Source organism: Parabacteroides sp. AF17-3, from assembly GCF_003635445.1.
GTDB lineage: Bacteria > Bacteroidota > Bacteroidia > Bacteroidales > Tannerellaceae > Parabacteroides > Parabacteroides goldsteinii.
Genome location: NZ_QTMM01000004.1, coordinates 210,317 through 233,126, shown reverse-complemented (window position 1 = coordinate 233,126; position 22,810 = coordinate 210,317). Strand labels below are relative to the sequence as shown.

Below are 22,810 nucleotides of genomic sequence, written 5' to 3'. Positions count from 1 at the left end.
AGATATGATATGTAACCGTTAAGGCGTGAAGGCACGCTGGTTACGAGTAAATAACCCACTAAATGAGTCTGCGATATGAAGGAGAGAACACCAACTTAGAGCAGGCGGTCACAAGTGTAGCGGAGTAAACAAAATTATTTGACAATATATTCATTTTTCTGCCAGGCTTGTTACCGGGTTCGACTCCCGGTTGACCACACAAATCAATAATAAATTAATTATGACTACACAAGAAGCAATTGAATTTATCCGTATAAACAAACAGTACGGAGATAAAAAGGCCATATGTGAACGAGCTGGTGTATCACACCAGACATTTAATACTATGATGAAACATGAGAAAGGCCCTGATGAAGAGAAATGGTATGATGCCGAATACAAAGTTTTGTGTGAGGCTGTCGCGTATCTAAAACCTAAAGTTGCTCAACGCAAAAAGATGGCGGAGGAACTTAAAAGAAAACTGTCTCAAATATGATTCCGTTAACCGCTTCGGAAACGGATGCAGTACTTTACCTGGCCGAACATGAGGTTGTAAAGGTTGCTGCCGATAAACGCTGTGTATCGGAACACACCGAAAAAAATCAGATAAAGTCGGCAATGGCCAAACTGGGTGTAACTACCCAGATTGGATTGATAAAAGAATTCTTCCGGTTGATATATGGGATTGAATTTAATCTGCAAGATGCCCGGCAAATGTTAGCAATCTTTTTTCTATCTCTCTTTCTTTCAACTTGGGGAAATTGGGATCAGGTTGCATGTAGAGCCCGGAGGATAAGAGGACGTTTTGAATATGAATTAATGGTTGCATAATAATGGATACTAAAGCTGTACTAATGATATCAATGCCTGTGACAGAACTGGCTAATTTGATAGAGATTGCTGTTGACAAGGTTTTAGATAAGCGTTTTTCTCCCTTGCGAAGACAATTTGAAGACCGTCTGATAACATTGAAAGAAGCCGCTCAAAAGTTAGGGGTAACAGACCGGACAATGAATAATTTAGAAAAACGTGGCGAATTGATTCCTACCCGAATAGGGGCAAAGGTGATGTATAAAGAGAGTGATATAACACAATACCTAAATCGAAAATCACAATGAAACTACTATTATCCTTCCTATTCTTTTTCCTGTCTTTCGGATGCTTATTTCTTGTGTGTAACGCAGATAAATGGGAACCTGGAAATGTCTTTTTCTGGGCGTGTGTATTTGGAGTATCGGTTATTGTGACAGAAAAACAATTGAAGAAAAAAGAGAATACTAAATAATATTACTAACAAATTAATTTTCAAGCTATGAGTTTATTCAAACAACCTTCCGAACTGGAAGTTTCTACAACAATCAAAGCGCTGATCTACGGACAGCCAGGTCTCGGTAAGTCAACATTAGGTTTGTCTACTCCTTCTCCGGTATTATTGGATTTTGATGGAGGTGTAAAGCGTGTGAATGGCGCTTTTCAGTGTCCGACGTTACAGGTGAAAAATTGGGACATGGTGATTGAGGCATTGCAGGAAGATTTATCTCCATTTAAAACAATCGTTATTGATACTGCCGGGAAGATGTTGGATTTTATGTCTGCCTATATTATCAAAAACGATCCGAAGATGGGACAGCGTGACGGTTCCCTTTCTTTGAAAGGCTATGGAGTTCGTAAGACAATGTTTATCAATTTTCTTTCTCAATGTTCAATGATGGGTAAACATTTAATTTTTGTCGCTCATGAACGGGAGGAGAAGGATGGAGAGAACCGGATTGTCCGTCCAGAGATTGGCGGATCGTCTGCTGGGGACCTGATTAAAGAACTCGATCTGGTTGGTTACATGCAAGCGATAGGTAGTGAGCGTACAATTAGTTGGTCACCTACTGAGAAATTCTATGCAAAGAATACATGTAATCTTCCGCCCATGCAGAAGATACCAATCATTATTGATGCTTCTGGCAATGTTACCGGACAAAACATTTTCTTATCAAGTATATTCGATAGCTATCAGGCTTATTTGAAAAAGCAGGCAGATATCAGTAATGATTATGAGGCTTTGATTGATGTGGTAAAGGAAAATGTAGAGTTGATTGTTGATGCTGATACCGCCAACGGTGTCACTGAAAACATGGGAAAGCTACAACATATTTGGGATAGCAAACTGAAAGCCGGTCTGATGATCCGGGATAAATGTAATAGCCTGGGATTAAAGTTGAACAAATTAACTAAGAAATATGAATCAGCCGATGCCGCAGCAACAGCTTAAGTATAAATTCTACCCGTCTCTTTTAGATCAGTTTGAAAAGTATCTGCATGTGGATCGTGAGTTTGAGCATTTTTTCAATCAAGATCAGGAGACAGGAGATTATAAAAAGACGTATGAAGAGATAGAGACTGAAATGAAACAGTCTCTACTCGACAGTATTAACCGGGTTCCGTTCGATTCAGAAGCCGCAGATAAGGGTACAGCATTCAATGATATTGTTGATTACTTTATCCATAGAAAACCGGTAAGAACTCAGATCATAGAGGATATCAATGCCGATGTAGTTACAGCGACATACAACAACAGAACATTTTATTTTTCTTATCGTTTCTGCTGTAAGGCAGCAGAATATTTTCATGGGTCTGTTAGCCAGTTATTTGTAAAAGCTGTTCTCCCTACAAAATACGGAACCGTTGAGTTGTACGGATACATTGATGAGCTGAACCGTAATAGGGTGTACGATATTAAGACAACTTCCCGGTATGAGTTTGGAAAGTACTCAGAAGGTTGGCAACGACATGTGTATCCTTATTGCCTTATCTCTTCCGGTCTTGTTAAAGATATTGATTCTTTTGAGTACACTGCTTATCATCTGAAAGGAGGCACAAGCCGGACTCCTCTCATTACCGGAGTACAATACCCAGAACTTTATAAATACGATCATCAGCAAAGCCAGGGGCTATTAGCCCGGCATTGTGAAAGGTTTATTGAATTTTTGGAAGTGAACCGGGATCAAATCACTGATAAAAAGATTTTTGCTGAAATATGAAAACGCGATTTGTCAAGGAACAGGGAGTGATCAAGTGGCTGGGTCAACCGATCGAACTTATGTTCAATCTGATTGCCAATGGTGAATATACGCTTGAAATAAAGAAGAAAGTTAAGAAACGCACTGTTGACCAAAACGCCCTCATGTGGATGTGGCTTACTTGTATAGAAGATGAAACAGGTACACTGAAACAAGATGTATATGAATATTACTGTAAAAAGTTCCTTTGGCGAAATGTATTCATTAATGGTAAAGAGGAAATTGTCGTCCGGACTACATCGAAACTTAATACGGCTGAAATGACTGTATTTCTCAACAAAGTACAGGCGGATGCCGCTAGCGAATTCGGTATAAGGTTACCGTCTCCGGACGATCAATATTTCAACTCATTTACAAACAGGTATGAACACATAAGGTATTAAGATGGAAAAACAGGTTAAGATTGGGAATCTCGCCCATGAACATGAGAGTGAAACCGCTAAACAGACTTTAGTAAAATCAGTAAAAGCCACTGAAAAAAGGTTGTTGAAAGCGAAAAAATTAACCCGGTTAGTGATTGGTTCTGCAATAGTAATGACCACATGTCCGGAAAAGTATAACACATTAATTCGTTGATAGTATGGAAGAAAGAGAACCTAAAATTAAAAAGGCCGTTTTGAATGGTCGTCAGTTGACAGTAACTTATACGGAGTTCCGTCCGGAGGGTGACAAGGATATCGTTGTTAAGTCTGAGATACCGGCACATATTGATTGTACAAATGCTTTCAAGAAACTGATTCCTCATTTTATTCTTCTCACAGAAATGAAAGAATCCGATAAAGTAAGTGAGCGAGCTGCGATTGTTGGAATGGACAATCTGACTGGTGACGACGATGATTTTAAGAATGCTGATGTTTACGGTATCAAAATGGGAAAGAATGATAGTAGTACCGATACGGTCATTTTGATGGGTGAACGGTATCTTCAAATTGGTGGTTCAGTTGATTTCAGTTCTCCAGCTCAGGCGTTGGAATCATCGGATAGTGAATTTGAATATCCTTATATTAATGAATTGAACCTGGCTGTACAGGCTGTGATTTATGAAGTAAAAGAATATTTGTTCAATCAAAAATTTGCTATCACTCAAACGACGCTAGACTTTGAAGCAGTGCCGGACGCTCCGTTTGATGCTGGAAAAATGGTAGATACGGATACCGGAGTGGTTACTCCAATCACAGTTGAGAAACCGAAGCGAGGACGTAAACAGAAAAGTGAACCTCTTGCAACTGCAGCTGCATGTTAATCCAAGAAGACGAAAAGAATTATTTCCTGCAATTTAAGTATCATCCGCTAATGGTTGATGTTGTTAAACGTATTCCTGGATGGAAGTTTGACAGCAAACTAAATATGTGGGTGATACCTAAAAGTTTTTATCCACCTGGAAAGTATACTCAAAAGGCCTATGTCGACATATTCGCTAACTGGGCTGTGAAAAAAGGCTATGAGAAAAGCGTACAAAAAGGAGCTCAGGCTTCAAGACCGGACGTTCATTATACGCTCCCTCCGATGCCGGAATTAATTTCACCACATGGGTTAAAGATAGAACCTTTCCCATATCAGAAACAAGGCATTGCCTACGCTTTACAGAAAAAGCGGTGTTTCTTTGGGGATCAACCAGGTTTAGGAAAAATGGAACCTTACAGTGCACTAATTGCCACTCCATCGGGATTTCGGAAGATGGGGGATTTAAGGGCAGGAGATGAGCTATTTGGACGGGATGGAAATGTCTATCATGTTACCGGTATATTCGATCATGGAGTAAAAGATGTATATCGGTTTACATTCAATGATGGTGCTGTATGTTATGCAGGTCTTGAGCATTTGTGGAATGTCAGGGATGTGAATATGAGAAAACGTAATCAAGGATGGAAGACGATGAGTACGGAGGATATTTTAAAAAAAGGACTTAGATGGAATATTTCACCAAGCCGCAAAGCAAGTGGTCGTAAGCCAATATTACGCTGGGAAATTCCTGTGTGTGATCCGGTTAAGTATCCGCATAAGAATTACATAATACATCCATATATCCTTGGCGCTTTGATTGGTGATGGAAATTTATGCAATGGTGTTGTTTGTCTCAGTAATCCTGATATTGACAGTGACATTCACCAAAAGATAAAAAAACTTCTTCCTGATTACATGCGATTAAGAGGCGATAATATTGCTACTTGTCCAAGATACTGTATATGTAATTCGGATGGTAAGCATGTGAATCATTTTTTAGCCGAGATCCGTCGTTTGAATATTGATGTCAAATCGGAAGATAAGTTTATACCTAACGAATACTTGTATGGTGATATAGAACAGCGTATTGAGTTACTTCGTGGTCTGATGGATACAGATGGGTCTATCACAAGTGGAAGGGCACGAATGATCTATCACTCAATGAGTCGCAAATTATGTGATAATGTTGTAGAGCTGGTTCAATCGTTAGGTGGCTTGGCTCATATAAGGGAATATGATCGCATGAATGAAGGAAAATCTATCGAATATCAGGTCGCAATTGTAACAAGGTTTAATCCATTCAGTACAGTGCGTAAAGCTGAGCGATATAAAATCCAGAGAGGTAACTATTGTTCACGTTATATAGAGAATATAGAACTGGATAGGAAGGAAGAGTGTCGGTGCATCAAGGTTGATGCTCCAGATGAACTGTATTTAACAGATGAATTTGTGGTAACTCATAATACCCTTCAGGCTATCGGTACATCTTTTATAGCAAAAACATGGCCGGTATTGGTGATCTGTCCCGCCAGTCTAAAGATCAACTGGCAACGGGAATGGAAGAAATTCACAGGAAAAGATGCGATTATCCTTGATGATCGGAATAAAAACAACTGGCACCGGTATTACGAAATGGGATGCTGTGATGTATTCATTACGAATTATGAATCATTGAAAAAGTTTTTTGTTGAAGACTTTGCCGGTGGTGTAACCCGGTCGATTAAGCTAAAGCCGGTAGCCAGTTTGTTTAAGTGTGTGATCATTGATGAAAGCCACCGATGTAAATCAAGTAAGACACAGCAATCAAAGATTTGTTACAAGTTATGCCAGGGAAAGGAATATCGTTTCCTGCTCACTGGAACACCTTCGATCAATGGTCCGGGTGATCTGATCCAGCAATTAAAGATTATGAATCGTTTGGATGATTTCGGAGGATATAAGAGTTTTGAAGCAAACTTTATGCAGGGGCCACGGCAGGCAAGTAATTTGGAGATGCTAAACTGGCGATTATGGAATACCGGTTTCTTCCGGAGGGAGAAAGCAAAGGTTTTGGATCAGCTGCCGGATAAGATGCGTCAGGTCGTGAATGTGGATATCACAAACAGAAAAGAATATCAAGATGCAGAACATGATCTGCTTAGTTATCTGGCTGCTTATGAAAATGCTGATGATGAAAAGTTACGACGGGCCGAACGTGGTAAAGTGATGGTACAAATGCAGAAACTCCGACAAATTGCAGCTAGAGGGAAAATATCGGCAGCTGTTGAGTTCATCCAGGACATAATAGATTCCGGTGAAAAGCTAATTGTTTTTGCCTTCCTCAAAGAGGTTGTACAGGAGATAAAGAAAGTATTCCCTAATGCAGTTACCATCGTTGGAGACAATACCAGCCAGGAACGACAGGATGCTGTTGATCGGTTTCAGAATGATCCGAAATGTAACCTTATCATCTGTAATTATAAATCGGCAGGGGTAGGTCTTACATTGACAGCTAGCAGCCGTGTTGCCTTTGTTGAGTTCCCGTGGACGTTTGCCGACTGCGAGCAGGCGGAAGATAGAGCGCACCGTATTGGTCAAAAGAATAGTGTGAATTGTTATTACTTCCTTGGAAAAAATACAATTGATGAATCGATATGGGATATTATTCAGACAAAGAAAGACATAGCAAACGATGTAACCGGAACAGATGATCAGGTACCGGAGAAAACTGTCGATGCAATGATTTTGAAAATGTCTGCTAAGTCAGGAATCAAGAAAAGTGAAATAAGCACGTCCCCGTTCGATCGTCGTCTGGATGGTGCACTATTCAGCAATGCAATATGAAAGGTGAGGCAGGTCTGCAATCTTCATGTATAGAGTGGTTCAATCTACAATTTCCAAAATTGAAACTGCTTCTTTTCGCTGTTCCGAACGGTGGCCGACGTAACAAGATAGAAGCGGCCAATCTCAAAAGGCAGGGTGTTCGGGCTGGTGTTGCTGATCTTATTTTACTTTTTCCAAAAGGTGGTCACGGTAGCCTTTGCATAGAGATGAAGTATAAGAAAGGTACGCAGCAGGATTCGCAGAAGGACTGGCAGAGGGTAGCGGAGGCGGCAGGCAATAAATACGTTGTCTGCCGGTCATTGAATGAGTTTATGAAAGAGGTCAAGAACTATTTAGGTATTGAGCGATGAATTATATTGAATTAATAAATCGGTTTTGGGAATTGGATGAGCAATGGCAATTCTCCTGCTGTGAAACGAGACTGTATTTTTACTTGGTAAAAACAGCAAATCGTTTAGGCTGGGCGGATAACTGGACGCATTCGGATGATAGAACATCTGCAAATGTGGGAGTGTCATTGAATACAATGAAAACAGCCAGGAACCGGTTATCTCAGATTGGTTTGATTAAATTTATTTCCGGTGGAAAAGGTCAAAAAGATAAAACAAGGTATCAAATTTTGACACCTAACTTAATACCTAACCTGACACCTAACTTAACACCTAACCTGATACCTAATCAGACCCCTATAAATAAACTAAATAAAACAAGTAATAATATCCCCCCTATAATCCCCCATGAAAACAATTTGCCTTTTCCGGAAGAAAAGCCGAAAAAGAAATCCAGTAGGGCAAAGAAAGAATTTATTCCTCCAGTACTGGACGATGTATTAAAATTCTTTTCCGGCAGCTTATTGCCAGATTGGGAGAACCAGGGACGGTTATTTTTCTCTCACTACAATTCCCAGGGTTGGCGTAAAGGAACCGGTGTACAGGTTACTGACTGGGATAGTTTAGCAAACAAATGGATTTTAGACGAAAAAATTAAACGAGATGCAAGGAGTACAGGAAGTAAGACAAACAATCCAGCGTCCGGTAACGGATACGCCGGAAAATAAGATTGACCTAACGGCCTATAAGAAATTGTTTCTTCGGGTAGCAGATCACTATTCCAAAGGCACATTCGTAATCGACGAGCGAAACAGAGCGATCGTGTATTCTCTGTTTCTGTATTTCCTGAAACAACCAGGATCGCTCGATATCCAAAAAGGTTTGTGGTTAGCCGGTCCGGTCGGTACCGGGAAATCTACGCTGATGTATATTTTCAGCAGGTTCATGCAAACTTTACAAAGGGGGTTCCGAGTGTATGTGTGTAGCCGAATTACGACAGAATATGCAATGCACGGAGATTTGAGCCGGTATTTGGATAATGCCGGATGGTCTTCATTGGGGCCGGTTGATATGTGTTTCGACGAGTTCGGCCGTGAACCGATCCCGGCAAAATATTTCGGGAATGAGTTGAATGTGATGCAGCATATATTTCACATTCGGTACAGCTATTGGCAACAGTATGGATTAAAAACCTATGTAACAACAAACCTTTATCCGAATGATGTAGAACGTAAATACGGTGATTATATCCGTGATCGACGTGGTGAAATGTTCAACCTGATTGAGTTGAACGGAGAAAGTAGAAGATAACTAAACTAAAAAATAATATCCTATGAGAACAAAAAGCTTTAATGAAGTAATCGCTGATTATTTGAAACAGCGGGCAGCAGAGGACACACTATTCGCTCCGAAGTTTACTAATCCCAAGAAGAGCATTGATGAATGTTGCCGGTATATTTTAGGTGAAGCGCGGAAGCGCGGTAATGAGGTGGTAATGACTGATAATGAAGTGTTCGGCTTAGCTATACACTATTACGAAGAGGAAAATATCAAAGTGAATGCTAGAATAGGTAATTCAGTTAAAAGCCGGGTTGTAAGTAGCAAACAGGTTCCTGAGGTTCAAACTGTGGAACAGTTGTCGATACAATATGAACGGCCTGTTTTTTCCACTGTTAAGCGGGGGAGAGGTAAGAGAGAAGAAAGCAAATTACAATTATCTTTATTTGATTAAGCCATGAAGCCAAAAACAAAATTACAAAAGCTGGTAGTTAAACTGAGCGCACAATTACCGAAATTTACTGAGAAACATCGTCAATGGGCTATTGAAAATGTCGTTGATCGTATTGGTCTTCGATTGAAAAAAGGTATTATTACTTGTACTCATTGTAGTGAAGTTTTTCCTGATACAATGAAATTTGAAGATGGAGAAATTGATCTTTGTCCCAATTGTGGAAGTAAGTTGAAGATCGAAACAAGTACGAGAAAGAATGATTTTCAAGCAGAGTATTTCTCTATTATAACAACATGCCAGGGATTTCAAGTATTCCGTTATTTTATGATTAAGAAGGAATTCAAATTTGGCTGTGAGGCACAATATAAAATTGCGGAAGTTGTTCAGCGATGGCTCCTGCCTGATGGTAGATTTGAAACATTTGCAAAACTTACTAATACCCATCAATATTATATTGATGGGTGGTGTTTTGATAGTGATATGGAATTGAGAGGTAGAGATAAACATGCCTACAATGTTGGATGCGAAGCATGTTATCCAGTTCGAAAATATCTTTCTGTTTGGAGAAAATACGGATTCAAAGGAAAAATGTACGGTTCCTATCCTTTTAACTTCTTTCATTTGATCAGTACTAACAGCCAGGCTGAAACTTTACTTAAAGCCTGTCAGTTTGATTTGCTCTATAGAATGTGTGCAGGGTATGATGATGAAATAAAAAGATACTGGCCATCGATCAAAATATGTATGCGTAATCATTATCCTGTGAAAGATGCAAAAATGTGGCTTGATTATTTGATGTTACTCAGTTACTACAAAAAGGATCTACGTAATGCTCACTATGTCTGTCCTGTTAATTTAAGAAATGCTCATGATGAGTATATGAATAAGCGGAATCGCGAATTGGCTAAAGAACGAGCTGCCTTTGATCGTGAAAAAGCTATTTATGCAGAACAACGGCGGAAACGACTTTTTGAAAAGATGAAGGAAGACAATCTCAAATATCAAGAACAGAAAGGTAAATTCTTTGATGTTCAATTCAATGATGGTGTTGTAGTGGTACGTGTACTACGTAGTGTTGAAGAGTTTAAAGAAGAAGGGGATGCTTTGAATCATTGTGTATTTACAAATGAGTATTATAAAAAGACTAATTCCCTTGTTCTTTCCGCTCGAATTGGAGATAAACACATTGAGACAATCGAAATAAATTTAACGACTATGACGGTCAATCAATGTTATGGGCATGGAAATAATAATACAAAGTATCATAATCAGATACTTGAACTTGTAAAAAAGAATATGAACCAAATCCGTCGAAGGCTGACGGCGTAAATTTGTAATAGTTATGAGATATGTTTCTGTTTTTGGTAGGAATATTGACAGCTATATTCAAAAAAGATTGAATAACAAAACTCATTTGATTTGCACTTTCGATAGGGAAGACGGTTTAAAATTGTACATACTAGCAATAGAAATAAATATGAGACTTGAAGATAACTCCCTTATGCCCTGGGGAAAATATAAGGGTGAGAAAATGGCAAATGTTCCGGCTACATATCTGATGTGGCTATACAATAATGAGAAATGTAATGCGGAAGTCCAGGCGTACATTGAAGATAACATGGATGCTTTAAAAGAAGAAATCAGGCAATTAGGAGATAAAAAAGATGAAGCTAAAAGATATAGCAAGCCAATTGGCTAACCGGATAAACCAACCAGCCGTAATCGAAGTATATCTTCGACAAGTATATGCGAAAGGTTTTGTAGACGGAACCAAACAATCTCCCTGGATAAGCGTGAAGGAAGGGTTTACCATGTGATCAAAATATCGTCTTGGTAAGGAGCCAATATGGAAGCAAATCTACAGCTTATTATTGCGACAATAATATCGGGTTTGTAATTTACGGAGAAAATGCCTATAAGGTTTTTGGAGTAGTAACGCATTGGATGCCGATACCGGAATTAGAAGAGGACTGAACTTTTGCTCACCTTATTTGCAAGGCGAACAAACGCGAAAAAATTGAAAATTAAGTATTAAGTCGACATTAAAATGAACATAAATGTATTATCTTCTTTACAAAGATATTTCATGTAGTATATAATGTTGGCAACTTATACAAATAATATTTAAAAAGTGAACCGTGCCGGATTCGAACCGGCGACCTCTGCCCTGTCAAGGCAGCGCTCTAAACCAGCTGAGCTAACGGTTCAGTTTGGCAAATATAAGAAAAGTTATAAAATAGTAGATATGGAAACAAATGAGAATTTCAATTTATGGTGTATTGTCGAATTATTCGGACATAACCGGATAGCAGGCAAATGTAGTGAACAAAGCATAGCAGGGAATAATTTCCTCCGAGTAGATGTGCCAACGACTAGTAAACAGTCCGGTTTTACCCGCTTCCTTTCAGCCAGTGCAATTTATGCCATAAACCCGGTCACAGAAGAAGTTGCCAGACAGATAACTGAAATTTTGCAAGTTTAGCCTGTGAATGTTTGGGACGTAAGTCATTTAGTAGACCAAAAGTTGAAAGTCTTACAGACTGGGGATATTTCAGGAGAAGAGATTTTTTGATATTTTTAGTACCCAACCGGCAAGTTGGGTACTTTTAATTATTTTACAAGTTCTATTAACAATTCGATAGAAGTTCTTAATTCGTTTTCAGTAAAAGGTGTTGTTGTAAGGGGATGATCAATACAATTCCTAATAAATGTAGGGAGTGTCTCGTAATTTGTTGTATATCCGCTTTTGGAATTTGTGAATGACGATATTTTTTTATGTTTTGTAAGATCGTATAAAGGATGGTTTTTTATAAATATATCACAATCTTTCACTGTGTCTAGAGTTTCTTTTTGTTGTAACCATCCATATAGTTCTATGTGATAGTCACTAGAAATAATATCAAATGCTCTGTAGTTCGTTTCAGCACTTGTGATACTTGGTAATACAGACGGAGTATCAATACGTTTACTTTCAATTATGCCTGCATTATCACTCAAAATTATTACTAAATTATTATTTTGATCCTTTAGGGCTTCATTTAGCACATGCTCAGAATGAGTAGCAAAAAATAATTGAGCTTTTTGAGTTCCTGTATTGTTTGTAAAAAGGTTCTTATAATATTGTAGAATTTTTTCTTGCCATTTAGGATGCATACTTAATTCTGGTTCATCTATCATAATGGTAGATCCATTCAAATTGTTTGCATTCCTAAGAAGGTACGCACCTCTAAAAACAATTTGTTTTTCTCCGGTACTAAGATTGTCAATAGTTATTAATGAGTTGTTTTTTTTAAATAGTATCTGTTTTTCTTCATTTTTATCTTCTATTCCGCTATATTTTATTTTGTCAAAAAAATTATCAAAAGCTTCATTAAATCTATATATTTTCGATGTTTTATAAAAATCAGGATAGGACATAGGGAGCTCTCCTTTTTCCCACTTTATCTTGTTTATTTTTGAATAATCGTTGTTGTCTTGGTTTTGAATATCAACAAGAAGCTGCTTTAAAAAAGTGAAATTATCTTCATTGTCTTTTTCATATTTTTCACTATCTAACTTTTTTGTTGTTGTTGATGTAATCTTTTCTGTTTTAAAATCTGAACGCGCCTTGGAAAAGATACAACCATTGTGTCTAATATCTTTGTGATTACTTTCTATAAGCTCAGGAGAATGATTTTTACCAGTATTTATATTACTGTTAGCTCCTGTAGAGTCTTCTAAAGTATGAAATCCAAATTTGTGATATTCTGTTGTAGAGTATGGCTTTACTTTCAATAATTCGCCATTTACAAAATATTCAATATATTCAAAATATTCGAATGATCCTAGATTAAGGAATGTACTAATTGCTTCAAGTATAGTTGTTTTTCCTGTACCATTTTCGCCGGCAAATAGTATATTGTCAAAAGGTTGTCCTGTTGTTTGATTCGTGAAGTCTAACTCAAGATTTTTTAAGACAGGATGGTTATCCCATTTTATTTTTTTTATTTTCATGATATTATATATTTATGTTTATACAAATGTATATATTAAAGATATAATGATTTCTTATATGTGATAAAAATAATGTTAAATTAATTCTGTATCTGTTGAAAAATATTGATCGTCGATGTGAAGTGTTTGCTATTGTATTACAAATGATCATGTTTTTCATTCATTGTATTAATGTAATTTACTGAATAGTAGTTTTTAAATCCGTATATATTATGGTATGACATTGTATCTATTTGCATCATAATATTATCATAACTATCATTGCCATGATAGGATATATATACTTCTTTTTTGGAATTATTATTGGAGGTTGTATGAAAAAAGAAATCTTTAAAATAAGTGTGATCAGTTTCTCCTAAAGAATGTCCAAAAAATATTATAGTGTCTGAAGTTTTTAAATAATTAGAAATATCTATTGGGGTAAAATTTATATTGTAGGATTTTTTTAGGAAAATGTGTTCTTTTTTTATATCTGCTCTATCTTCTACTCCAAATATAATATCTTTATTTTCTATGGAACCATGAACTTTTATTATCTCCTTTTCTGGATATAAAATCTTTGTTGTAGGAGTATAATTAAAATCTATAATTACAATATCCATTTTACATACTTTATTGATAATTTGGTATGCGATTGATTCTTTATTGATTGTATCATATGGTAAATTAGAAAGATAGTCAATTAAAGAAATACTAAGGTTTTTGAAATCTTGTTTTACTTGTTTGGGCTGAGAATCTGTTTTTGTAGAATATTTTTTTAATTCATTTTCGATATCAATCCAATTATATAGTTCTTGCTGATTAAGTAGATATTTACATAATTGATTGTTGTTATTAACTTCCTTTTTGAAGTAGTCGCTTTTTATAAAGTCACAGTACCCTGTTTTTAGACCTAGATTTAAATCAAATCCATTGCCAATGATAAGTAAAGTTTTATTCATTGAATTTAATGCTCTATGGTTATCTATTACAAATATACGAAGTAATTTATATTATCTAATAAATGCTAGATTGTTTTTTGATATATGTGTCATATCGGATATTAAATATACAATATGATAAATTATTCTTATATTTGTCTTTATAAGAATATTAGATATGGCTGCATCGAAGAATAATCAGTTTTGGAAATTGAGGAGTAAACATGGAAGAGATACCCTTTTCTCTTCTCCTGAGTTCTTATGGTCTGCAGCATGTGAATATTTTGATTGGTGTGATGAAAATCCCTGGTATAAAAAAGAAGCTATCAAGAGTGGAAAGAAGACAGGTAAATGTATTGACGTTCCGACACAACGTCCTTATACCATGACGGGGTTGTGCTGTTATCTTGGATGCAGTGAGGCATATTTCAGACAGTTTGATACTAGTAAGCATGAAGATTTTTCTACGGTCATTTCCCAGATAAAACAAATCATAGAGGTTCAACAACGTGAAGGTGCTATTGTGGGTGCTTTCAATGCAAACATCATATCTCGTATGTTGGGAGAGGTTGATAAAGTTGATGTGACAACGGGCGGTAATAAGATACAGTTTACCGGTTTCAATTTCTTGCCAGTGACACCGAACGTAGAACAGCTAATAAAGCAAGCTGATGAATGAAGGTAAATTTAAAACAGCGGCTTGCCTACAACTATCTAGCGGATAGTGAACATAAATTCATCCTGTACGGCGGTGCGGGAGGTGGTGGAAAATCTTGGTTAGGGTGTGAATGGTTGATGCAATGTGCCTTTCATTTGCCTGGTACACGCTGGTTTGTTGGTCGTAACAATCTAAAGGACTCACAGGCTTCAGTATCGGTAACGTTTAGTAAGGTGGCAAAATATCACGGGTTCACAGGCTTTCGTGTCACAAACGATGGTATCAAGTTCGATAACGGTTCGGAGATCATTTATCTGGATTTGACTTATTATCCATATAAAGACCCAATGTATGAACGGTTAGGATCGAAAGAGTTTACTGGGGGATGGATAGAGGAAGCCGGAGAGATCAACGGTCTGGCTTTTGAAGTGTTGAAAACTCGTACAGGTCGACACCTGAATGATGTCTATAATATCCCGTCGAAAATACTGATAACCTGTAACCCGAAAAAGAACTGGTTATACAAGACTTTTTATAAGCCTTGGAAAGACGGTAAGATCAAAGCACCGTATGCATTCATACCGGCATTAGTACAAGATAACCCGTTTGTAACAGAAGACTATGTTGATACCCTTCGTCAGACAGAGGACAAAGTAACGTATCAACGTCTTTATCTGGGTAACTGGGAGTATGACGGTGATCCGAACTCTCTAGTTGATTACGATGCAGTGATGGATTGTTTTACCAATACCGGTGCATTGATCGGCGGGAAGGCTATAAGTGCCGACCTGGCAATGAAAGGACGAGATCACTTTGTCGCGGGTTACTGGGAAGGCTTACGGGTTTCAATCGAGATTGATAAAGACAAATCATCTGGTCGGGAGATTGAAACAGATTTGCGAAAGCTTATGGTTACGTGTGGCGTCGGCAGGTCCCAAACAGTTGCAGACAGTGATGGCTTAGGATGTTATCTGGAGAGCTATCTGAACGGAATCAAAGAGTTTAAGAATGGTGCATCTGCATTCAATAATAAATATGCGAACCTGAAAGCCGAATGTGCATACAAGTTGGCTGAGATGATAGACAAACGGCAGTTGCAGATCATTTGCCGACCGGATCAGGCGGAACACATTGCTGAAGAACTACAGCTGTTGATTGCAGCGAATGTAGATAAGGATACCCGGAAAAAGGATATCATCAGCAAGGAAGCAATGAAGGGTATAATAAAGCGGTCTCCGGACTATTTAGATATGCTGATAATGGGAATGTATAGACTTGTTGCCCCGCGTACGGGTAACTCAACATATAACTGGTAATGAAGATAACGAGTAAGACTACTATTGAAGATGTGATTCTGATGCTAAAAGGTATTGACTTTTGGGATCAGCTGGAGACTGTATTTGTTCCGGTGAAAATACCAGAACTGACATACGGTCAACGTATTGACTTATCCTCCATGAATACAAGGTATGACCTTCTGTTTATTCCTCAAAAAGTATTGTTAGGACTAGATGAGAAGGAGGTGATGAGTAAGCCTTTTATCTCTGTCTACAACTATGGTCTGTCTGTTTACCGGGAACTGGAACGTATGACAATCCGTGACGAAAAAACATTCAAATATAATCCGACGGCGGAAGAAGTAAAAGCAGGGTTCTATGGGATCGATCACGGTGTTTTTGGCGTTGTCGATCGGATTGCTCAACGTTTGTCTATTTCTCATGAAGCAGTATTTGATTTGCCGGAGAGACGGATATATGCAATGATGAAGATCGACTATGACAACGGAATGTATCAAAGGAGGTTGAACCAAATAATAAGTAAACAGAAATGACAGTACAGGATAAATTGAAACAGATTGCAGAATCACTAGGAGTACCGTTCGTTTTTGAGGATTGGACCCTGGCTAATGTGGAGATTGACAGGACACCACTTCCGGCCGTCGTGTATGTTCTTCCTGCTTCCGGGGAACTGGACTTTAAGAATGGAAATATCCGTGACAACCAGAACGGGATACTGGCATTCTTAGATAAAGTCGAGTTGAATGGTAACGGTCAGGACAATGACAGTGTTGTTGATCGGATGAAATCATTAGCCATGAGATTTATTGTGAAGTTGAACGAAACGGGATACTTTGAACCTTTGGGTGGAGTGATGAAGTACCAGGTTGCATATAATAAACTCAATGCAGTGACATCAGGCATTGTCTTTGAAGTGACATTGAAAGAGATAACCGGAATATGTGAACGTAATCTATGAAAGAAGTACAGAACATAATATTTGAAGAATTGGAGGATCTTCGGAAACGAATAATATCCAATATTGACAGTACCGGGCGTAAAGCGTCTGGCCGTACTTCTGGCTCCATGCATACAGATATTTCAGAGAATCGTGGGATATTGTTCGGACGTATGGCTTTTGGTACGTTGGAGACTGGACGTAAGTCGGGTAAGGTTCCGGCAGGATTTTATCAGATCATAAAGCAGTGGGTAATTGATAAAGGTATCTCTTTCGATAGCCAGTCTGAGCGCAATTCTTTTGCTTATTTGGTTTCCCGTAAAATAGCCAGGGAAGGAACACAGCTTTACCGTACGGGCGCCGAAGCCGATGTATATACAACGGAGGTTCCGGAAACAATTGAACGTATAAAGGATCGTGTCGGTTTCTTGATGAGATTGGAGTTTGAATCTATAAAATTGAACAAATAATATGGCAACAGTAAATGCACCAACGGATACGCAGTATGTTTTTGATCCAGTTCTTTTCATAATGGAAGGAGCAGGGGAGTATGATATCACTATTGAAGGTGTGAAGACAAAAGTGTCTGCAATAGCTAACACTGCTGTGTTTGATGCATCAGGACTTTTAAAGTCCTTGTTCACTATTGATACGTTGTCAAATGGGATAGTCCGAAAGAATGTTGCCTGGTCCGTGGTGCAAGCCGGTGTATCTCTCGCTTCTGGAATCTTTGAAGTTGTCTATGGTAGTAATAAGGTTGTGAGTTTCTCCGGAGACGGGGCACATATCACATTACGCTGGATTAGCCGTAGCGGTGAGTTAGATTCATACGAATTCTGTATTCATCAGGACAGCCGGAAATTAGAGAATATTCAAACGGCCGGTATCGGAGGATTGACTTATAAATTATCATTCAGCCAGGTTAATAAAATAACTCTGTTCACAGCTTTGGTGAACCGGGAAACATTTGAAGACTTTACGACCATTCAGGAAAGTGCTATTGTACAGGCCTCTGTTCTTGATGGGTGGTTGAATGTAGAGGTTGAAGCAAAAGAGTATAAACGAACAAAAGCCGCATTGCAGGATTTTGATATAACAATAGTGTTACCGAATGAAAGATAAACTATTCATTGATAATGTAGAGGTTGATTTACCGGAAGGTGGATCGGGTGTCGTATTGAATCGTGCAGTGAGTAAGCCTGCTGATATGTCAACGATATTGTCGGGATATTCTTATACTATCCAGCTTCCTAAAACAGCACATAACATTCAGACGTTTGGTTTCTCAACGGAGGTGAATGTAGAAAGTGACTACCCACATGTAGAACACACAGCAAAAGTAATCAGGGATGGTATCACTCTGTTTGATGATGGTGTTGCAGTCGTTAAATCTGCCAGTAAAACAATTGAAGTTCTGATCAAATTCGGAGGAAATAAACGGTTGACAAGTCTCAATGATTACAAGCTAAAAGATATTTTTCCGGATAGTGGTTTGATTCCTTGGGACTATAGTGTGACCGAAACGGATTTTGTAAAATGGGTTCCAAAGTTAGACGGAATGCAAAGACAGCATCCCGAACATTTACGGCCAGCAGTTAAAGTGTCTACATTATTCGATATGATTGTTGGGCAGTCGTTTGTTATGAATAACGCCTATCGATCTGTGATCGAAAAAATGTGGTTGATGCTTCCTACAACAAATGGGAGTGAGGAAGTTGCAAGGGACTTAGCTTTTCGTATTACCGGTAGAATACCAGCAGTGAATATATCGCCAATGCGAACATGTGATATTTTACCGTATATGACAAATTGTATTGTTGATGGGTCTACAAGATTGTATGATTTGATGTACGTAATGTTACCAGCTAGCTTTGTGAAAATCCCATTATCAGGAAGATATCACATAAAAGGGACTATTAAACCAGGAACAGAAGGATGGTTCGATGGATGGAAATTCGGAATATATACATTAGGAACGGAATTTGAAGAGGGGGTAGTTCCTATGTATGATATCTTTGAAACTAAGATGGTTGTGTTGGAGAATCAAAAACTGGAAATAGACGAGTATAGGGATTTTCCCGCTGGTGATATATGTTTTGGATTATTTACTGCATTATTAAGCCGGAAATATTTTGATATTGATTTGACTATCTCTTTTGCTCCGGAGAATGAAAAGGATTATTCCCAGACAGCATTCTTATTGGATTATCCTATACGGGAGAACCTTCCGGATATATCGACGATGGACTTTATAAAGTCTGTCATGGGGGTGTTTGGCTTGATGATTGAACAGCAGGGTAGTGTTTTATCATTTTATAATGTAGATGATGTAATCCTGAATAAATCCGGAGCGATTAATATTTCAAAAATGCTTATTGATAAAAAAGATGATAAGCTGGAATATTCCTATGGATTGACTAAAAAGAATATGCTGAAATATGCAGAAGATGATTTGGTCGATAAATCGTTCGGAGCATATACGTTTACAGCAGACACGTACGATAAGCAGGAGAATACGGTATATCAGTCTCCTTATGCTGCTACTGACAAAAACATTCCTCTATATACTTATAAGGTTGAAGAAGGGAAAGCAGAATATACTTTGAATAAAACGTCAAAGTGCCGGTTATTGTTGGAGAATGGGACCGTTGCGCTGGAAGTTTGGGGAAAATGGATTGATGCGGATATGAAAACTGTCACTTTCCGTTCTTTCACTTTTGAACCTTTGAAATATGACAACCTGGTCCGTAGATATTGGACGGGGTATTTAGGTGTTTACGCAAATAAACCGAGAATTTCATATCGAAAGGCAAAACTTGATCCGACCTTTTTCCCGAACCTGTCTTTTTGTAAGCCATTGTATGCAGATGGTAATTATTATATGTTGCTATCGGTAAATAACTATACGGAGGTTGGTAAAGCAGATTTGGAATTGGCTCTTATTGATGGTGTAGATGTAACGGGAGAGGGTGAAACATCTTTGAGAAATGCCATATTGGTAAATCCGACAACACCGTTGAAATTTTCACCTACTACGGTCGCTCTTTATACGGCAATGTCTTTGGCTGTTGCAACATCTACTGATGGAAAGCAGATCCGTGAATTGGACGAAACCGGGACGGTGACAAATGATATGTATTTGCCATTGGATACAGGAGAGGGGGATGCTAAAAGAGTTGCTTTAAAAACTATCAAGGATAATATTCAGAGTGATAATGAAGGAATATTTCTTCGTAAAGACAAGCCGGATTCAACGGAGTTTCCAATCGCGTTTAAGGGTGGGGCTACTTTTGGCAATTATGTAGGCGGTTTTCATGGCTCTGGTGCCAGAATAAATGAAAAAGGGGAAGGTGAAATGCGTAGCCTTCAACTATGGGAGTTCTTGGAAGTACCTGAACTACGGTTTAACCGTATCGATGTTGTGTCGGGTGAGCTTTGGAATGCCATTGCTTTCGGTTTGATCGAATCCGTTGATACGGAGAATAAGATTGTGAAGCTGAAACTTGAAAAGGGTGAACTTGCCGGATTACATGTGAATGATTTTTGTCGTGGTATATTCCATAACCTGACCGGTAATGCAACTACTTCCGGTGTTGACAGTGCTGGTTTCGATGTAGTGGTGGGATTCTCGACTGCCTACTTTACGCCTACAGAAATAATCGATAATGCCCATTTCAGATATGAGCTGAAACCCGGAACAATGGTTCACCCCAGCATGGCTATGAAGTTTGTCGTGTACGGCCATCCTACTGATAAGAACCGGCAGAATTCTGCTTATTCAACAAGAACTTATCAGCGATATCTTCGCAATGTCAGCACATGGGAGATCAATCCGGGGAAACATATTTCGTCGCAATTCGGGGATCTTTCCGAGCTGGTCATAAATGGAGAGTCCTTGGGCGAAGGATCAATCTATTTGAACAATGTTTATTTCGGAGGAAACGTTTGGAACGTTCCTGGCTTGGATAACAATTTGAAGGGACAGGATGCATATTCTGTAACCTTGTCGACTTATAGTGCTGTATATAATACGAAAGATGGATTGACTGAACAGGTTGATATCGTTACCGGTGATAAAAATGTTGTGACGGGAATGAGTCAGGTTGTTGCACAAAACTTTCGTATATCAACCAAAATTCAGGTAACAAAAGGTACGGAGTTATTACGGTACAGTACTGTTATTGGAGAAGGTAAATATCTGGTTTCCTCTGTGGGTACAGGATGCACATATACAGTAACCGATGGCTTTGTCGTAGTTCATAGCGTAACGGAGGAAAAGGCAGAAATAAAGCTGGAGATTAATTGTGAGGGACTAGCTGTCTATGAACAGGTATTTACAATTGTCCGGGTAATAGATGGTGTGGATGGTACAGATGTGGAATGGATATTTCAGTGTACCGCAACCGAAGCCGCGAAACCGGCCAGACCGACTGTCTCTAAAAATGTGGCGGATTTTGTTCCTGAGGGTTGGACAGACGATCCGGTAGGTCCAGATATAACGAATCAGTTTGAGTGGAGTTGTAAGCGTGAAAAAGCGAATGGTGTTTGGGGATCATTCTCCGAAGTATTCCTATGGTCCAGATGGGGTAAAGATGGTACTAGTACCGAATACATCTATGCCCTTTCAAAGAATTATGCGCCACCAGCGATAACTAACAGCCAGGAAGATAGCCATGTCCCTATGGAATGGTATTCTGCCCCTCTTAGCGTTACCGCAGAGTATAAAGTATTATGGGTGTCTCAACGGGTAAAAAAAGATGGGCGGTGGAGTAATTTTTCTAATCCTAGTATATACGCAAAATGGGCGGAAGATGGAAAAGATGGAGATCCTGGTATAGATGGTTATTCCACATATGGAGTTTATAGAAGGTCAGAGACGCAACCGGACACTCCTGAGGAAGATAAATTGCCTCCTTCTGGTTGGGCACGGGATCCTCCTTCTGGAACCCTTCCGCTCTGGATGAGTAAGGCTGTATTTTTTAGCAGTGGTTTTAAAAAGGGGCCTTGGTCTGCTCCTGTAAGAATATCGGGAACAGACGGTCTAGATGGAGGAGCTGGTCCTTCATTGACATTCAGAAAAAAATATGATGCTTCGAAAATCTATACTGGGACGGAACAACATGTTGATGCTGTTTATACTGAAGATACTCCAGGGACTAAAGTCTTTTGGATGGCTAAAACGTCTGCCGGTTCATTTAGTAATAAATATCCGAGTGCCGGGTCTGCATATTGGGAAAGATTTCAAGGTCAATTTGAAAGTATAGCGACGGGACTGGCATTGATCGAAGAGGCAAATATTGCAGGTTGGTGGTTCTCTGACCTGACAATCCAGAGTCAAAATAGGAATGTGGTTATTGACGGCAATGCCGATACTCATCCCCGTATAGCGTTGGGGGCCTCGTATGAGAATAGGGATAATGCACCGGCAAGAATGTATGAAAATGGTGAAGTTTATTTTGAGAAGGGTACTTTTGGAGGTAAGGTCATAAGTTCACTTAATGGCAATAGGATTATTATTGATCCGGACGATCAGTCTCTAAAGATGATAAATTCATCAAATAAAGAAGTTTTTAATATTTCATTTCAGAATACAGTAGGACAACAATCGTTTCCAGAAATAAACATGTATATGCACACTGTCGATGGTGGTTTAGCGCGACATATAAAATTACACGCAGGAGGACTTTATATGCTGGGGAGTGACAGTTCTAATACAGTATCAATAACACCATCTTCTTTGACATTTCCAAATCTATCATCGATTGATCCCAAAATCAAAGGAGCTTTTTGGAGGGATGGAACAACCGTAAAGGTTTCGCAAGGATAACACTATTAAATTATAAGTA

General features: G+C 38.6%; 26 protein-coding genes and 1 tRNA gene. 24 read left to right on the top strand and 3 right to left on the bottom strand.

The features are described 5' to 3' along the window. Positions 1-220: 220 nt before the first annotated feature. The 16 genes from DWW91_RS07020 (at position 221) to DWW91_RS28005 (ending at position 10,975) form a co-directional block, all read left to right on the top strand. A complete protein-coding gene (locus DWW91_RS07020) occupies positions 221-475 on the top strand; it encodes a hypothetical protein (RefSeq protein WP_122327330.1) in 255 nt (84 codons plus the stop codon). Further along, a complete protein-coding gene (locus DWW91_RS07015) occupies positions 472-810 on the top strand; it encodes a hypothetical protein (protein WP_046145068.1) in 339 nt (112 codons plus the stop codon). Before DWW91_RS07020 ends, DWW91_RS07015 begins: the two co-directional genes overlap by 4 nt. A gap of 2 nt (positions 811-812) precedes the next feature. Beyond that, entirely contained in the window at positions 813-1,097 is a 285-nt protein-coding gene (locus DWW91_RS07010; RefSeq protein ID WP_046145067.1) for a helix-turn-helix domain-containing protein, read from the top strand. Between the two features lie 194 nt (positions 1,098-1,291). Beyond that, a complete protein-coding gene (locus DWW91_RS07005; RefSeq protein WP_122327329.1) occupies positions 1,292-2,242 on the top strand; it encodes an ATP-binding protein in 951 nt (316 codons plus the stop codon). Next, positions 2,211-3,011: an HNH endonuclease gene (locus DWW91_RS07000; RefSeq protein WP_147426535.1), complete on the top strand. Its 801-nt coding sequence runs from the start codon at positions 2,211-2,213 to the stop codon at positions 3,009-3,011. Before DWW91_RS07005 ends, DWW91_RS07000 begins: the two co-directional genes overlap by 32 nt. Next, a complete protein-coding gene (locus DWW91_RS06995; RefSeq protein WP_122327327.1) occupies positions 3,008-3,433 on the top strand; it encodes a hypothetical protein in 426 nt (141 codons plus the stop codon). Before DWW91_RS07000 ends, DWW91_RS06995 begins: the two co-directional genes overlap by 4 nt. Position 3,434: 1 nt before the next feature. Further along, the gene (locus DWW91_RS06990; protein ID WP_028729675.1) at positions 3,435-3,626 is read left to right on the top strand and encodes a hypothetical protein; all 192 of its coding nucleotides are present in this window, start codon (positions 3,435-3,437) and stop codon (positions 3,624-3,626) included. A 4-nt stretch (positions 3,627-3,630) separates the two neighbouring features. Then, positions 3,631-4,293: a hypothetical protein gene (locus tag DWW91_RS06985; RefSeq protein WP_122327326.1), complete on the top strand. Its 663-nt coding sequence runs from the start codon at positions 3,631-3,633 to the stop codon at positions 4,291-4,293. Further along, the gene (locus DWW91_RS06980; protein ID WP_122327325.1) at positions 4,287-7,097 is read left to right on the top strand and encodes an SNF2-related protein; all 2,811 of its coding nucleotides are present in this window, start codon (positions 4,287-4,289) and stop codon (positions 7,095-7,097) included. The genes DWW91_RS06985 and DWW91_RS06980 overlap by 7 nt, the downstream gene beginning before the upstream one ends. Continuing rightward, positions 7,094-7,447: a VRR-NUC domain-containing protein gene (locus DWW91_RS06975; RefSeq protein ID WP_028729673.1), complete on the top strand. Its 354-nt coding sequence runs from the start codon at positions 7,094-7,096 to the stop codon at positions 7,445-7,447. Before DWW91_RS06980 ends, DWW91_RS06975 begins: the two co-directional genes overlap by 4 nt. Beyond that, a complete protein-coding gene (locus DWW91_RS27805) occupies positions 7,444-8,154 on the top strand; it encodes a hypothetical protein (protein ID WP_199722558.1) in 711 nt (236 codons plus the stop codon). Before DWW91_RS06975 ends, DWW91_RS27805 begins: the two co-directional genes overlap by 4 nt. Then, the gene (locus tag DWW91_RS06965) at positions 8,090-8,737 is read left to right on the top strand and encodes a hypothetical protein (RefSeq protein WP_053078055.1); all 648 of its coding nucleotides are present in this window, start codon (positions 8,090-8,092) and stop codon (positions 8,735-8,737) included. The genes DWW91_RS27805 and DWW91_RS06965 overlap by 65 nt, the downstream gene beginning before the upstream one ends. A 22-nt stretch (positions 8,738-8,759) precedes the next feature. Continuing rightward, on the top strand, positions 8,760-9,158 hold the full coding sequence (locus DWW91_RS06960; protein ID WP_122327324.1) for a Cas9 inhibitor AcrIIA9 family protein: 399 nt from the start codon (positions 8,760-8,762) through the stop codon (positions 9,156-9,158). Positions 9,159-9,161: 3 nt separating this feature from the next. Continuing rightward, positions 9,162-10,487 (top strand): PcfJ domain-containing protein, encoded by a 1,326-nt coding sequence (locus tag DWW91_RS06955; protein WP_122327323.1) that lies wholly within the window; start codon positions 9,162-9,164, stop codon positions 10,485-10,487. 13 nt (positions 10,488-10,500) lie between these two features. Further along, complete coding sequence (locus tag DWW91_RS06950; protein ID WP_122327322.1) at positions 10,501-10,857, top strand: putative quorum-sensing-regulated virulence factor; 357 nt, start codon at positions 10,501-10,503, stop codon at positions 10,855-10,857. Then, a complete protein-coding gene (locus DWW91_RS28005; protein WP_233584435.1) occupies positions 10,823-10,975 on the top strand; it encodes a hypothetical protein in 153 nt (50 codons plus the stop codon). The genes DWW91_RS06950 and DWW91_RS28005 overlap by 35 nt, the downstream gene beginning before the upstream one ends. A 315-nt stretch (positions 10,976-11,290) precedes the next feature. Here DWW91_RS28005 and DWW91_RS06940 read toward each other — a convergent pair. Beyond that, positions 11,291-11,365, bottom strand: a tRNA-Val gene (locus tag DWW91_RS06940). A gap of 38 nt (positions 11,366-11,403) precedes the next feature. Between DWW91_RS06940 and DWW91_RS06935 the strand changes: the two genes are divergently transcribed. Next, a complete protein-coding gene (locus tag DWW91_RS06935) occupies positions 11,404-11,640 on the top strand; it encodes a hypothetical protein (RefSeq protein ID WP_122327321.1) in 237 nt (78 codons plus the stop codon). A 128-nt stretch (positions 11,641-11,768) separates the two neighbouring features. Here the strand turns inward: DWW91_RS06935 and DWW91_RS06930 are convergent, their stop codons facing one another. Both DWW91_RS06930 and DWW91_RS06925 read right to left on the bottom strand, forming a co-directional pair. Next, the gene (locus DWW91_RS06930) at positions 11,769-13,151 is read right to left on the bottom strand and encodes an AAA family ATPase (protein ID WP_122327320.1); all 1,383 of its coding nucleotides are present in this window, start codon (positions 13,149-13,151) and stop codon (positions 11,769-11,771) included. 137 nt (positions 13,152-13,288) lie between these two features. After that, complete coding sequence (locus DWW91_RS06925) at positions 13,289-14,092, bottom strand: AbiH family protein (protein ID WP_122327319.1); 804 nt, start codon at positions 14,090-14,092, stop codon at positions 13,289-13,291. Between the two features lie 157 nt (positions 14,093-14,249). Here DWW91_RS06925 and DWW91_RS06920 point away from each other — a divergent pair, with 157 nt between their 5' ends. Genes DWW91_RS06920 through DWW91_RS06890 form a run of 7 tightly spaced genes read left to right on the top strand, consistent with a single transcriptional unit; the run spans position 14,250 to position 22,791 of the window. Continuing rightward, positions 14,250-14,750 (top strand): DNA-packaging protein, encoded by a 501-nt coding sequence (locus DWW91_RS06920; protein ID WP_122327318.1) that lies wholly within the window; start codon positions 14,250-14,252, stop codon positions 14,748-14,750. Then, entirely contained in the window at positions 14,747-16,045 is a 1,299-nt protein-coding gene (locus DWW91_RS06915; protein ID WP_122327317.1) for a phage terminase large subunit, read from the top strand. Before DWW91_RS06920 ends, DWW91_RS06915 begins: the two co-directional genes overlap by 4 nt. After that, complete coding sequence (locus DWW91_RS06910; RefSeq protein ID WP_122327316.1) at positions 16,045-16,560, top strand: hypothetical protein; 516 nt, start codon at positions 16,045-16,047, stop codon at positions 16,558-16,560. The genes DWW91_RS06915 and DWW91_RS06910 overlap by 1 nt, the downstream gene beginning before the upstream one ends. Further along, positions 16,557-16,985, top strand: a complete 429-nt coding sequence (locus tag DWW91_RS06905; protein ID WP_122327315.1) for a hypothetical protein — start codon at positions 16,557-16,559, stop codon at positions 16,983-16,985. Before DWW91_RS06910 ends, DWW91_RS06905 begins: the two co-directional genes overlap by 4 nt. After that, a complete protein-coding gene (locus DWW91_RS06900) occupies positions 16,982-17,434 on the top strand; it encodes a hypothetical protein (protein ID WP_122327314.1) in 453 nt (150 codons plus the stop codon). The genes DWW91_RS06905 and DWW91_RS06900 overlap by 4 nt, the downstream gene beginning before the upstream one ends. Position 17,435: 1 nt before the next feature. Further along, positions 17,436-18,086 carry a hypothetical protein gene (locus tag DWW91_RS06895; RefSeq protein WP_122327313.1) on the top strand — a complete coding sequence of 217 codons (651 nt, stop codon included), beginning with the start codon at positions 17,436-17,438 and terminating at the stop codon, positions 18,084-18,086. Then, the gene (locus DWW91_RS06890; RefSeq protein WP_122327312.1) at positions 18,076-22,791 is read left to right on the top strand and encodes a hypothetical protein; all 4,716 of its coding nucleotides are present in this window, start codon (positions 18,076-18,078) and stop codon (positions 22,789-22,791) included. Before DWW91_RS06895 ends, DWW91_RS06890 begins: the two co-directional genes overlap by 11 nt. The last annotated feature ends 19 nt before the right edge of the window (positions 22,792-22,810 follow it).